This window comes from Streptomyces sp. NRRL S-1813 (assembly GCF_000719605.1).
Lineage (GTDB): Bacteria > Actinomycetota > Actinomycetes > Streptomycetales > Streptomycetaceae > Streptomyces > Streptomyces decoyicus.
Genome location: NZ_JOHB01000042.1, coordinates 22,260 through 35,977, shown reverse-complemented (window position 1 = coordinate 35,977; position 13,718 = coordinate 22,260). Strand labels below are relative to the sequence as shown.

The 13,718-nt window shown below is 68.4% G+C and carries 10 protein-coding genes; 8 read left to right on the top strand and 2 right to left on the bottom strand.

Annotated features, from left to right (window positions below; genetic code table 11):
• The first annotated feature begins 30 nt into the window (after window positions 1–30).
• The 8 genes from IF67_RS0134820 (at window position 31) to IF67_RS0134785 (ending at window position 10,952) form a co-directional block, all read left to right on the top strand.
• Window positions 31–954: a carbohydrate ABC transporter permease gene (locus tag IF67_RS0134820; protein ID WP_030992540.1), complete on the top strand. Its 924-nt coding sequence runs from the start codon at window positions 31–33 to the stop codon at window positions 952–954.
• On the top strand, window positions 954–1,919 hold the full coding sequence (locus IF67_RS0134815) for a carbohydrate ABC transporter permease (RefSeq protein ID WP_030992539.1): 966 nt from the start codon (window positions 954–956) through the stop codon (window positions 1,917–1,919). Before IF67_RS0134820 ends, IF67_RS0134815 begins: the two co-directional genes overlap by 1 nt.
• Before the next feature lie 320 nt (window positions 1,920–2,239).
• Window positions 2,240–3,439, top strand: a complete 1,200-nt coding sequence (locus IF67_RS0134810; RefSeq protein ID WP_030992538.1) for an ROK family transcriptional regulator — start codon at window positions 2,240–2,242, stop codon at window positions 3,437–3,439.
• A 140-nt stretch (window positions 3,440–3,579) separates the two neighbouring features.
• Window positions 3,580–4,674 (top strand): substrate-binding domain-containing protein, encoded by a 1,095-nt coding sequence (locus IF67_RS0134805; RefSeq protein ID WP_030992536.1) that lies wholly within the window; start codon window positions 3,580–3,582, stop codon window positions 4,672–4,674.
• Window positions 4,675–4,955: 281 nt separating this feature from the next.
• Window positions 4,956–5,756, top strand: a complete 801-nt coding sequence (locus tag IF67_RS0134800) for an ATP-binding cassette domain-containing protein (protein ID WP_078889804.1) — start codon at window positions 4,956–4,958, stop codon at window positions 5,754–5,756.
• A complete protein-coding gene (locus IF67_RS0134795) occupies window positions 5,753–7,063 on the top strand; it encodes a sugar ABC transporter permease (protein ID WP_030992532.1) in 1,311 nt (436 codons plus the stop codon). Before IF67_RS0134800 ends, IF67_RS0134795 begins: the two co-directional genes overlap by 4 nt.
• A gap of 216 nt (window positions 7,064–7,279) precedes the next feature.
• Window positions 7,280–9,229 carry a 1-deoxy-D-xylulose-5-phosphate synthase gene (gene dxs / locus IF67_RS0134790; protein ID WP_030992531.1) on the top strand — a complete coding sequence of 650 codons (1,950 nt, stop codon included), beginning with the start codon at window positions 7,280–7,282 and terminating at the stop codon, window positions 9,227–9,229.
• A gap of 196 nt (window positions 9,230–9,425) precedes the next feature.
• Entirely contained in the window at window positions 9,426–10,952 is a 1,527-nt protein-coding gene (locus IF67_RS0134785) for an amino acid permease (protein ID WP_051818929.1), read from the top strand.
• A gap of 100 nt (window positions 10,953–11,052) precedes the next feature.
• Here the strand turns inward: IF67_RS0134785 and IF67_RS0134780 are convergent, their stop codons facing one another.
• Together IF67_RS0134780 and IF67_RS0134775 are read right to left on the bottom strand one after the other, a co-directional pair.
• Window positions 11,053–11,445 carry a hypothetical protein gene (locus IF67_RS0134780; protein ID WP_030992527.1) on the bottom strand — a complete coding sequence of 131 codons (393 nt, stop codon included), beginning with the start codon at window positions 11,443–11,445 and terminating at the stop codon, window positions 11,053–11,055.
• A 144-nt stretch (window positions 11,446–11,589) separates the two neighbouring features.
• Window positions 11,590–13,716 carry a 3-hydroxyacyl-CoA dehydrogenase NAD-binding domain-containing protein gene (locus tag IF67_RS0134775; RefSeq protein WP_030992525.1) on the bottom strand — a complete coding sequence of 709 codons (2,127 nt, stop codon included), beginning with the start codon at window positions 13,714–13,716 and terminating at the stop codon, window positions 11,590–11,592.
• Window positions 13,717–13,718: the final 2 nt, after the last annotated feature.

Here is a 13,718-nt window from a genome sequence, read left to right as displayed (position 1 = left end):
CAACGCAGGGCGAGAACGGGATCGGTAGTCATGAAACACGGTAAGTACCGTTTCATCGCGGGGTTCTTGGTCCTCCCGCTGGCGATTTACGCGATCTTCGTGATCTCGCCGTTCGTGCAGGCCATTTACTACTCCTTCACGGACTGGACCGGACTGAGTCCGGACATGAAGATGGTCGGCTTCGACAACTATGCGCGCCTCTTCAAGGACGATGTCTTCTGGTCGGCCGTGGGCAACAGCGTGACGCTGTTGCTGCTCCTGCCGGTGGTGACGCTCTCGCTCGGGCTCTTCTTCGCCTTTATGCTCAACGTCGGTGGCCGTCGCCGGAAGAAGGCGGTCATCGGCGGTGTGCGCGGCTCGGGCACCTACAAAATTCTCTACTTCTTCCCGCAGGTGCTGTCGGTCCCGATCGTGGCGCTGCTGTTCCAGTTCGCCTACAACCCGGAGAGCGGTGCGCTCAACGCCTTCTTCCAGGCGATCGGGCTCGGCAATGTGCAGCCGGACTGGCTGGGCGATCCGCAGATCGCGCTGTGGTGCGTCATGGCCGCGATGGTGTGGGCCAATGTCGGCTTCTATGTCGTGCTCTTCTCCGCCGGCATGAGCTCCATTCCGAAGGACTTCTACGAGGCCGCGCTGCTGGACGGCGCGAACCGCTTCAACACGTTCTTCCGGATCACCCTGCCGCTGTTGTGGGACACCGTCCAGACCGGCTGGATCTATATGGGCATCCTCGCCCTGGACGTTTCGGCCTTCGCGTTCGTGCAGATCATGAGTGTCGGTCCGGGCGGCCCGGACTATTCGACCGAGGTCCTTCCGCTGTACGTGTACCAGAAGACCTTCCGCGACGGTCAGGCCGGATATGCGACGGCCATCGGCGTTTCCCTGCTGATCGTGACCCTCATCTTCTCGGCCATCGTGATGCGGCTGGGACGACGCGAGCGACTGGAGTTCTGATGAGTGCGCAGACGGATCCCGCGGACCTCCCGGGTGTGACGAAGGAGCAGGAGCCCTCCCCGGCCGCCGCGCGGGTGCCCGGCCCGCGCGGCGGGACGGGCGGGAAGGGCGGCGCCCGCTCCGCCGGCGGAAGCAGCGAGGGCAAGACCCTCAACGTCTTCTCGCACGGAATCCTGGTGATCTGGGGCCTCTTGGTCACCATGCCGCTGCTGTGGGCGGTGGTGAGCTCCTTCAAGGACGACACCGAGATCTTCGGCTCGCCCTGGGGACTCCCCTCGGTCCTGCACTTCGACAACTGGTCACGCGCCTGGGACAAGGCGAACATGGGCCAGTACTTCCTCAACTCGCTGATCGTCGTGGGCGGTTCACTGATCGGCACGATGCTGCTGGGAGCGATGGCGGCGTATGTGCTGGCCCGGTTCGACTTCCCGGGCAACCGCTTCCTCTACTTCCTGTTCGTGGGCGGGATGGGCTTCCCGGTCATCCTGGCGCTGGTCCCGCTGTTCTTCGTCATGAAGAACATGGCGCTGCTGGACACCTACCACGGTCTGATCCTGGTCTATATCGCCTACTCGCTGCCGTTCACGGTCTTCTTCCTCAGCGGTTTCTTCAAGACGCTGCCCACGTCGGTGGCCGAGGCGGCACTCATCGACGGTGCCTCGCACACCCGCACCTTCTTCCAGGTGATGCTGCCGATGGCCAAGCCCGGCCTGATCAGCGTCGGGATCTTCAACTTCCTCGGACAGTGGAATCAGTACCTGCTGCCGACGGTGCTCAATGTCGGGGATCCGGACAAGAAGATGCTGACCCAGGGCCTGGTGGCGCTGGCGGTGAGCCAGGGCTACAAGGGGGACTGGTCCGGTCTGTTCGCGGGGCTGACGATCGCGATGCTGCCGGTGCTCGCCGCGTACATCATCTTCCAGCGGCAGGTGGTGGCCGGTCTGACCGCCGGAGCACTCAAGTAGGGGAGCGGTCCTGGAACCCGTACGCCGGCCGGCGGTCGGCGAGGGATTTGCGCCATCTCGCCGTACTGCCGGGTAGGTGCCGCAGGGCGGGCCCCGCCGGGGCGGAGCCGTGCCTCGGGCTCCCCGGAGGGGCCGCTTCCTGATCATGTGTGGGCTCAACGCCTTGACGAGACTTCCCGGCTGGAGTTCTGCTTAGGGTTCACATGTTGAATCGAGGGCCGTCCCACAAAGGTGTGGGTGCGGCCGGTGGGCGGTCGTTGTGCCTCCCCCCAGTCACCACTGGGAGGTACCCCCGGCCCCAGACGGGAGTGGATGAGTCGATGGAGACTCCGGGGTCGCAGTCCTCGCTGCACCGGGCCAATCTGGAGCGGGTCGTACGTGCGGTGCGTATGGCGGGCTCCCTCACGCAGGCGGAGATCGCCCGGAGCACGGGGCTGTCCGCGGCCACCGTTTCCAACATCGTTCGCGAGTTGAAGGATGGCGGGACCGTTGAGGTGACGCCGACCTCGGCGGGCGGGCGGCGGGCGCGCAGCGTCTCGCTCTCCGGCGACGCGGGCATCGTCGTAGGGGTCGATTTCGGGCACTCCCATCTGCGCGTGGCGGTCGGCAACCTCGCCCACCAGGTGCTCGCCGAGGAGGCCGAGCCGATCGATGTGGACGCCTCCGCGGCCGAGGGCTTCGACCGGGCGGAACAGCTGGTCAACCGCTTGATCACGGCGACCGGCCTCGACGCGGGCAAGGTCATCGGCGTCGGCCTGGGCGTCCCGGGACCCATCGACGTCGAGTCCGGGACGCTGGGCTCGACGGCGATCCTGCCGGGCTGGTCGGGCACGAACCCCAGCCAGGAGCTGTCCGGGCGCCTCGGAGTGCCCGTCTATGTCGACAATGACGCCAACCTCGGCGCGCTGGGCGAGCTGGTGTGGGGCGGTGGCCGCGGGGCCGCCGACCTGGCGTACATCAAGGTCGCCAGCGGTGTCGGCGCCGGTCTGGTGATCAGCGGGCAGATCTACCGCGGGCCGGGCGGCACGGCGGGCGAGATCGGGCACATCACGCTGGACGAGTCCGGCCCGGTGTGCCGCTGCGGCAACCGCGGCTGCCTGGAGACCTTCACCGCGGCCCGGTACGTCCTTCCGCTGCTCCAGCCGAGCCACGGCGCCGACCTGACCATGGCGCGAGTGGTGCAGCTGGCCCGCGAGGGCGACCCGGGCTGCCGGCGGGTCATTGCGGACGTCGGCCGCTATATCGGTAGTGGCGTGGCAAATCTGTGCAATCTACTCAATCCCAGCAGGGTGGTGCTCGGCGGGGATCTCGCCGAGGCCGGTGAGCTGGTCCTGGCGCCGATCCGCGAATCGGTGTCGCGGTACGCGATCCCCAGCGCGGCACGGCAGTTGGGGATCGTCCCCGGCACGCTCGGGGGGCGTGCGGAGGTGCTGGGCGCGCTGGCGCTGGTGCTGAGCGAGATGGGTGATTCGACCCTGCTCGATGGTGCCAGGGCCGCCGATGCGCCGGCCCTGGCATGAGCGCGCTGAGTTCACACAGCTAACGCATGGCACCGTTGTCATCTCGTTAAGGATTTACTCCTTGACGGTCGGCTGGCGGCCGAGTTGACTTCCAGCCACCTCGGCCGCAACGACGCGGCCTCGTCAGGGAGGCAACCCAAATGAACGTTTGGACGCGTCGCGTCGTCATAGGCACCGCCGCCGTCTCGATGGCGCTCTCCGTGGCCGCGTGCGGCAAAGCCGGCGACGGCGCCAAGGCGGGCGGCGGCGACAACAAGACCATCGGCCTGTTGCTGCCGGAGAACAAGACCACGCGCTACGAGACCTTCGACCGCCCGCTGATGGAGGCGAAGATCCATGAGCTGTGCAGCGACTGCAAGGTCAAGTACAACAACGCGGCGCAGGAGACCGAGAACCAGAAGAAGCAGTTCGACGCGCTGATCACCCAGGGCGTGAAGGTGATCATTCTGGACTCCGTCGACTACAAGGCGACCAAGTCCTGGGTGAACCAGGCCGCCAAGAAGGGCGTCAAGGTCGTCGCCTACGACCGGCTGGCCGAGGGCAACATCTCCGCCTACGTGTCCTACGACAACGAGAAGATCGGCCGCCTCCAGGGCCAGGCGCTGGTCAAGGCGCTCGGCGACAAGGCCAAGGACAGCAATGTCGTCATGATCAACGGCTCGCCGACCGACCCGAACATGCCGTTCTTCAAGAAGGGCGCCCACAGCGTCCTCGACAAGCAGGTCAAGAAGGTCGCGTACGAGCAGGACATCCCCGACTGGTCGCCGGACGAGGCCAACAAGAAGATGAGCGCGGCCCTCGACTCGCTCGGCAAGGACGGCTTCCAGGGCGTCTACTCCGGCAACGACGGCATGGCCGGCGGCATCATCACCGCGCTCAAGCAGAAGGGCGTCAAGGTGCCGGTCGGCGGCCAGGACGCCGAGCTCGCGGGTCTTCAGCGGATCCTCAAGGGCGACCAGGCCTTCACGATCTACAAGCAGATCAAGCCGCAGGCCGACTCCACCGCCGAGATCGCCGTCAAGCTGCTCAAGGGCGAGAAGATCGACTCCCTGACGCCCGCCAAGGTCGACAGCCTCAGCGGCGAGGTCAAGGGCATCCCGGCCAAGCTGTACGACGCGCAGATCGTGACCGAGAACAACATCGCGTCCACGATCATCAAGGACAAGGTCTACAAGGCGAGCCAGATCTGCACCGGCGACGTCAAGAAGGCCTGCGAGGCGGCCGGCATCAAGTAGGCCCCGACATCAAGTAAGCCCCGGCCTGTCGGCCACAGCTCTCCGGCCACAGCTCCGGCCACAGCTCTCTTCTTCCGGCCTTCGGGCCCCAGGTCCCTTCCGGGCCCTCGGGCCCGGGCTCCCGGCCAGGCGGGGCCGCGCGGCCCCGCCCGCGGCCCCCGACCCCGGTCCGTACCCCGCCCGGCCTCATCCCGTCCCGGGCGCGGACGCCGGACCGTTCCTCGCAAGCCCCCCTTGCTCCACGCACCACCATCCCCGCCGTTGTGACGGCGGCGAAGGAGATGATTCACGTGTCCGCTACGCCTGTGCTGGCGTTGCGCGGAGTCTCCAAGAGGTTCGGCGCCGTCCAAGCACTCACGGACGTCACCCTGGAGATCCACCCCGGTGAGGTGGTCGCCCTTGTCGGCGACAACGGCGCCGGCAAGTCCACCCTGGTCAAGACCATCTCGGGCGTCCACCCGGTCGACGACGGCACCATCGAATGGGAGGGCACGGCGGTACGCATCAGCAAGCCGCACGATGCCCAGGAACTCGGCGTCGCCACCGTCTACCAGGACCTCGCGCTCTGCGACAACCTCGATGTCGTCGCCAACCTCTACCTCGGCAACGAGATCCGCACGGCGGGTGTCCTCGACGAGATCGCGATGGAGAAGCGGGCCAAGGAGCTGCTGGACACCCTGTCCATCCGCATCCCCAGTGTCCGTATCCCCGTCGCCGCGCTCTCCGGCGGTCAGCGGCAGGTCGTCGCGATCGCCCGCGCGCTGATCGGCGACCCCAAGGTGGTCATCCTCGACGAGCCCACCGCCGCCCTCGGCGTCGAGCAGACCGCCCAGGTCCTCGACCTCGTCGAGCGGCTGCGCGAGCGCGAGCTCGGCGTCATCCTCATCAGCCACAACATGGCCGATGTACAGGCCGTCGCGGACCGTGTCGCGGTGCTGCGGCTGGGCCGCAACAACGGTGTCTTCGACGTCGAGGGCACCTCCCACGAAGAGATCATCGCCGCCATCACCGGCGCCTCGGACAACGCCGTGACCCGCCGCAAGGCGCGTACGGACCAGGTGAAGAAGGAGGTCGGGGCATGAGTGATCTCACCAAGCAGCCCCCTGCCGACGAGGCGACCCCGGCCGTCCCCGCCGCCCCGGCCGCGGACGTCGCCCAGCCGGCCGCCATCGACCCCCGCCTGCTCGTCCGCGAACAGGGCTTCGCCGGCTACCTCAACGACTTCAAGCGCCGGGTGCGCGGTGGTGAGCTCGGCTCGCTGCCGGTCGTCATCGGCCTGATCGTCATCGCGATCGTCTTCCAGCTCAAGAACAGCAGCTTCCTGTCCGCGGACAGCCTCGCGAACATCGGTGTCTACACCTCCGGCCTCGGCATCATGGCCGTCGGCATCGTCTTCGTGCTGCTGCTCGGCGAGATCGATCTGTCCGTCGGCTCGGTGGCGGGCGTCGGCGCGGCCGTGTGGGCCGTGCTCAGCGTCACCCATGGCGTCAACGACTGGCTCGCGGTCCTGATCGCCATTGTTGCCGGTGTGGTCATCGGCGCCCTGCACGGGTTCTTTTTCGCCAAGATCGGTGTGCCGGCCTTCGTCGTCACGCTGGCCGGTTTCCTCGGCTGGAGCGGTCTCCAGATCTGGATGATGGGCAAGGAAGGCTCCATCAACACGCCGAGCGGCAGTGTGGTGGAGAACCTCACCGGCTACTACTTCCAGGACAAGGCCGCGGCGTACGGTCTCGCGCTGATCGCGGTCCTCGCGTACGCCGGATCGCTGCTGCTGGACAGCAAGCGCCGCAAGGCCGCCGCGCTGCCGTCCCGGCCGCTCAGCGAGATCCTGCTGCGCACCGGCGTGGTCGCGGTGCTGGCCTTCGTCGTCGCCTATGTCCTGAACGAGCCGGCCGGCGCCCGCGGTCTGCCGCTGGCCCTGGTGCTGTTCCTCGCGGTGCTGGTCATCGCCGACTTCGTGGTGCGCCGCACCACGTACGGACGGCAGATCTTCGCGGTCGGCGGCAACGCCGAGGCGGCCCGCCGGGCCGGTATCAACGTGAACAAGATCCGGATCAGCGTCTTCGCCATCTCGGGCATGCTCGCCGCCTTCGGCGGACTGTTCATCGCCAGCCTCTCCGGTGGCGCCACCAAGAACCTGGGCTCCGGCAACACGCTGATGAACGTCATCGCGGCGGCCGTCATCGGCGGCACCAGCCTCTTCGGCGGCCGCGGCAAGATCTGGTCCGCGCTGCTGGGCATGCTGGTCATCCAGTCGATCCAGCAGGGCCTGAACCTGCTCGGTATGGCCAGTGAGATCCAGTACATGATCACCGGTGCGGTGCTGCTCGCCGCCGTGGTGATCGACTCGGTCTCCCGCCGGACGCAGAAAACGGCCGGACGCACCTGACCGATTGTCGTCGTAGGACGGCACCGGCCCCCACCGGGCATGATCCGGTGGGGGCCGGTCCGTGTGCGGCGGCGTACCCGGCGCGACACGCCACAGCCCGTTTCACCCGAGTGACATACATCGCAAGGCCCGGGCGTCGGCGCGGCGGACGCGACATTAGACTCATCTGATCGGCAAGCTCGATCCACGGCAGCAAGCAGCAGCAAGGAGGCAGGGGTGGCGTTGCTTTCCCGTATCAGGGGACCGCGCGATCTGGACCGACTGGGCCCGGAGCAGCTCGAGCAGCTGGCGGGGGAGATCCGTACCTTCCTTGTCGACGCGGTGTCCAAGACAGGCGGACACCTCGGGCCGAACCTCGGCGTGGTCGAACTGACCATCGCCCTGCACCGTGTCTTCGACTCCCCGAAGGACAAGGTGCTCTTCGACACCGGGCACCAGTCCTACGTCCACAAGCTGCTCACCGGTCGTCAGGACTTCTCCAAGCTCAAGGCGAAGGGCGGCCTGTCCGGCTACCCCTCCCGCGCCGAGTCCGAGCACGACGTCATCGAGAACAGCCACGCCTCCACGGTGCTCGGCTGGGCCGAGGGCATCGCGAAGGCCAACGAGGTGCGCGGTTCGGACAACCGGGTCGCCGCCGTCATCGGTGACGGCGCGCTGACCGGTGGCATGGCCTGGGAGGCGCTCAACAACATCGCCGCCGCCAAGGACCGCCCGCTCGTCATCGTCGTCAACGACAACGAGCGCTCCTACGCGCCGACCATCGGCGGCCTCGCCAATCACCTGGCGACCCTTCGCACCACGGACGGCTACGAGCGTTTCCTGGCCCGTGGCAAGGACCTGCTGGAGCGGACGCCGGTCGTCGGCAGGCCGCTCTACGAGACCCTGCACGGCGCCAAGAAGGGCCTGAAGGACTTCATCGCCCCGCAGGGCATGTTCGAGGACCTGGGCCTCAAGTACGTCGGCCCGATCGACGGCCATGACATCGAGGCGCTGGAATCCGCCCTGACGCGCGCCAAGCGCTTCGGCGGCCCGGTCATCGTCCACTGCCTCACCGAGAAGGGCCGCGGCTACCAGCCCGCCCTCCAGGACGAGGCGGACCGCTTCCACGCCGTCGGCAAGATCCACCCCGACACCGGTCTGCCCATCTCCTCGGGTGGCAAGGACTGGACGTCCGTCTTCGGTGACGAGATGGTCGAGCTCGGCAAGGAGCGCAAGGACATCGTCGCCATCACGGCGGCCATGCTCCAGCCCGTCGGACTGGAGAAGTTCGCCAAGGCCTTCCCCGACCGCGTCTACGACGTCGGCATCGCCGAGCAGCACGCGGCGGTCTCCGCGGCGGGCATGGCCACCGGCGGCCTGCACCCGGTCTTCGCCGTCTACGCCACCTTCCTCAACCGCGCCTTCGACCAGGTGCTGATGGACGTGGCGCTGCACAAGTGCGGCGTCACCTTCGTGCTGGACCGGGCCGGTGTCACGGGCACCGACGGCGCCTCGCACAACGGCATGTGGGACATGTCGATCCTTCAGGTCGTGCCCGGTCTGCGGATCGCCGCGCCGCGCGACGCCGACCAGGTGCGCGCCCAGCTGCGCGAGGCCGTCGAGGTCGATGACGCGCCCACCGTGGTGCGTTACTCCAAGGGGGCGGTCGGCCCGGCCGTCGAGGCCGTCGGCCGGGTGGGCGGCATGGACGTGCTGCGCGAGCCCGCCGAGTCCGTGAAGCGGCCGGATGTCCTCCTGGTCTCCGTGGGCGCGCTCGCCCCGATGTGCCTGGAGATCGCCGACCTCCTCGACAAGCAGGGCATCTCCACCACCGTCGTCGACCCGCGCTGGGTCAAACCGGTCGACGAGGCGCTGCCGGGCCTCGCCGCCCGGCACCGGGTCGTGGTCACGGTCGAGGACAACATCCGTTCCGGCGGCGTCGGTTCGGCCGTCGCCCAGTCGCTGCGGGACGCCGGTGTGGACCTGCCGCTGCGCGACTTCGGCATCCCCGAGCGGTTCCTCGACCATGCCTCCCGCAAGGAGGTCATGGCGGAGATCGGGCTCACCGCGCCGGACATCGCCCGCCAGGTGACCGGTCTGGTCTCCAAGATCGACGGCCGGTACGACGACGCCGAGCCGGTCGGCGCCAAGGGCGCGGCCGAGCCCGCCGAGGTCGCCCGCGACTGATTCCCCAGACGGCACCGATGGGCCGGCCGGTCATCCGTACGGATGTTCCGCCCGGCCCATCGGCATAGGCGCCGCTACACCCCATCGGGTGAATCCCCGCCCCCTGGAGGCCCGCCGAAGCTGACTGTTTCCCGACATTGCGGAGACTCAGTCAGTTCAGGAGAGTTGCGAGGGTCGTCCAGGCGGAGGTTCGCCCATGAGCACACAGCACGGCACACCACACGATTCGCGCCGCAGTCGCGGCATGTTCCGGACGAAGACTGTAGAGCAGTCGATCCTGGACACCGAGGAGCCGGAGCACACGCTCAGAAAATCCCTGTCGGCGCTCGATCTGACCGTCTTCGGTGTCGGTGTCGTCATCGGCACCGGCATTTTCGTTCTCACCGGCAAAATCGCCAAGGAGCAGGCCGGGCCTTCCGTCGCACTGGCCTTCGTCGTCGCGGGCGTGGTCTGTGCGCTGGCGGCACTGTGTTACGCGGAGTTCGCCTCCACCGTGCCGGTCGCCGGCTCGGCCTACACCTTCTCGTACGCCTCACTCGGCGAGCTGCCGGCCTGGATCATCGGCTGGGACCTGATCCTGGAACTTGCCCTGGGCTGCGCGGTGGTCGCCGTCGGCTGGTCCGGCTACATCCGCTCACTGCTGGACTCCGCCGGGCTGCACCTGCCGCCCGCCCTGTCCGGCACCCACGAGGGGCACTTCGGCTTCGATCTGCTCGCCACCATCCTCGTGCTGGTGCTGACCGGCATCCTGGTACTCGGGATGAAGCTGTCCTCACGGGTGACGGCAGTGGTCGTCGGGATCAAGGTCACCGTCGTCCTGCTGGTCATCATCGCCGGTGCCTTTCTCATCAACGGCGCCAACTACGAGCCGTTCATCCCGCCCAGCCGGCCCAGTGAGACCGGCGGCGGACTGGCCGCGCCGCTGTCGCAGCTGATTTTCGGCTTCAGCTCGTCCCACTTCGGGACCATGGGCATCTTCGCCGCGGCGGCCGTGGTCTTCTTCGCCTTCATCGGCTTCGACATCGTGGCCACCGCCGCCGAGGAGACCCGCCACCCGCAGCGTGATGTGCCACGCGGCATCCTCGGCTCGCTGGCCATCTGCACCGTCCTCTATGTGGCGGTGTCGGTGGTCGTCACCGGCATGCAGAAGTACAGCAAACTCTCCACCGACGCCCCGCTCGCCGATGCCTTCAAGGACCTCGGGCATCCCTTCTACGCAGGCGTGATCAGCTTCGGCGCCGCCGTCGGCCTGACCTCGGTCTGCATGATCCTGCTGCTCGGCCAGAGCCGGGTGTTCTTCGCGATGAGCCGCGACGGGCTGCTGCCGCGGGTCTTCTCACGCGCCCACCCCCGCTACGGGACCCCTTACCGGTCGACCATCGTGCTCGGTGTCATCGTCGCCGTCGTCGCCGGTTTTACCTCGATCGACGAGCTCGCCGAACTGGTCAACATCGGCACCCTCTTCGCGTTCGTCGTGGTAGCCGTCGGAGTGGTCCTGCTCCGCCGCTCCCGGCCCGATCTGCACCGTTCCTTCCGCACCCCGTGGGTGCCGGTGGTGCCGATGCTGTCCGTGCTCGCCTCGGTGTGGCTGATGCTCAATCTGCCCGCGGAGACCTGGCTGCGGTTCGCGGTCTGGATGGTGGTCGGCTTCGTCATCTACTTCCTGTACGGCCGCTCCCACAGCCGCCTGGGCATCCGCAGCAGGCAGGCCGGCAAGGACTGACACGCCCGGCCGTATGCCGGCGGGGCCTTCCGGCCGGGCAGCCCCATATGCCGCGGCGAACGCGGTGTACGGGGCTTGTCCTCGTCCGTACGGACCCGCCCTACGCCCCGCCCTGCCCCCGGCCCCACACCGCCCGCGGTCCCGTCACCCCGGCTCCCAGCGCCTGGACCCGCTCCCGCAGCTCGCGGTCCGCGGTGACCACCACACAGTCCCGGTCGCCGCACTCCTCCGCCACCAGCTGCACGATCCGGTCGTCGCCGCTGGCGCTCGCCGGCACCACCCGTACGTCCTCGACGGACTCGACCCCGCGCGCCGCGCCCTCCACCACCAGGACCACCTCGACGGGCGGCGCCACCAGGCCCGGAAGCCCCTTGTCGGCGTACTGGGGCAGCGCGTCGCGCAGCCGTTCCGCCGCGCCGTGCCGGTCCCGCCACCAGCCGTCGGGCACCGAGCCGACGACATTCGCGGCATCGACAATGACCATGGAATCCATGCCGCCACTGTCCCACGCCGGGGCCGGCGCCGTTCGCGTGGTCGGGGCCCGGAAGGGCGGGTGGGCCGGGCGGCTCCTGACACATGAAGGCGCGGGCCGGCTCCGCCGAGCCGGCCCGCGCTTCCCGTCCTCAGTGCCGCACCCTTACGCAGGCACGCTCGCGACGCCCGGGGCCAGGAACTTCTTGCCCCGCACCCGCTCGGAGACGCCCGCGCGGTCCAGGTACGGCGTGATGCCGCCCAGGTGGAAGGGCCAGCCGGCGCCGGTGATCAGGCACAGGTCGATGTCCTGCGCCTCGGCGACCACACCCTCGTCCAGCATCAGGCCGATCTCCTGCGCCACCGCGTCCAGGACGCGGTCGCGGACCTGCTCCTCCGTCAGCACCGAGTCGCCCTGCTTGAGGAGCGCGGCGACCTCGGGGTCCAGCTCCGGCTTGCCGGAGTCGTAGACGTAGAAGCCGCGCTTGCCGGCCTCGACGACGGCCTTCAGGTTGGGGGAGACCTTGAAGCGGTCCGGGAAGGCACCGTTGAGGGTCTCGGAGACATGCAGACCGATCGCCGGGCCGACCAGCTCCAGCAGCACCAGCGGCGACATCGGCAGACCGAGCGGCTCGATGGCCTTCTCGGCGGTCTCGACCGGGGTGCCCTCGTCGATGACGTTCTGGATCTCGCCCATGAAGCGGGTCAGGATGCGGTTGACGACGAACGCCGGGGCGTCCTTCGTGAGCACCGCGGTCTTCTTCAGCTTCTTGGCGACGGCGAAGGCGGTGGCCAGCGAGGCGTCATCGGTCTTCTCGCCGCGCACGATCTCCAGCAGCGGCAGGATCGCGACCGGGTTGAAGAAGTGGAAGCCGACGACCCGCTCGGGGTGCTTGAGCTTCGACGCCATCTCGGAGACCGACAGCGAGGAGGTGTTGGTGGCGAGGATCGCGTGCGCCGGGGCGACGGCCTCCACCTCCGCGAACACCTGCTGCTTGACGCCGATCTCCTCGAAGACGGCCTCGATGATGAAGTCGGCGTCGGAGAAGCCCTCGGCCTTGTCGAGGACACCGGAGACCAGGGCCTTGAGGCGGTTGGCCTTGTCCTGGTTGATCCGGCCCTTGCCGAGCAGCTTGTCGATCTCGCCGTGGACGTAGCCCACACCCTTGTCGACGCGCTCCTGGTCGATGTCGGTCAGCACGACCGGCACCTCCAGACGGCGCAGGAACAGCAGCGCCAGCTGCGAGGCCATCAGACCGGCGCCGACGACACCGACCTTGCTGACCGGACGCGCCAGGCCCTTGTCCGGCGCACCCGCGGGCCGCTTGGCACGCTTCTGCACCAGGTTGAACGAGTAGATGCCGGCGCGGAGTTCGCCACCCATGATCAGGTCGGCGAGCGCCTGGTCCTCGGCGTCGAAACCGGCCTGGAGGTCCCCGCTCTTGGCGGCGGCGATGATGTCCAGCGCCCGGTAGGCGGCCGGGGCGGCGCCGTGCACCTTGCCGTCGGCGATGAACTTGCCCTTGGCGACGGCCTGGTCCCAGGCCTCGCCACGGTCGATCTCGGCGCGCTCGACGGCCACGTCGCCCTTGAGGACGTTCGCGGTCCAGATCAGCGACTGCTCCAGGAAGTCCGCGCCCTCGAAGATCGCGTCCGCGATGCCGAGGTCGAAGACCTGCTTGCCCTTGAGCTGCTTGTTCTGGTTGAGCGAGTTCTCGATGATGACCGAGACGGCCTTCTCCGCGCCGATGAGGTTCGGCAGCAGCGCACAGCCGCCCCAGCCCGGGACGAGACCGAGGAAGACCTCGGGCAGCGAGAAGGCCGGCAGCGCCTTGGAGACGGTGCGGTAGGAGCAGTGCAGACCGGCCTCGACGCCACCGCCCATCGCGGCACCGTTGTAGTAGGCGAAGGTCGGCACGGCGAGCCCGGCGAGGCGCTTGAAGACCTCGTGGCCGCCCTTGCCGATGGCCAGCGCGTCCTCGTGCCGCCCCAGCAGCTCGACGCCCTTGAGGTCGGCGCCGACGGCGAAGATGAACGGCTTGCCGGTGATGCCGACGCCGACGATGCCGCCGTCCGCGGCCTCCTTCTCGACCTGGTCGATCGCGGTGTTGAGGTTCGCGAGCGAGCCGGGACCGAAGGTGGTCGGCTTGGTGTGGTCGAAGCCGTTGTCCAGCGTGATCAGCGCGAACTTGCCCGCGCCGTACGGCAGATCGAGGTGGCGGACGTGCGCCTGGGTGACGACCTCGTCCGGGAACAGCTCGGCCGCACCCTTCAGAAGCTCGGCGGTGGTGATGC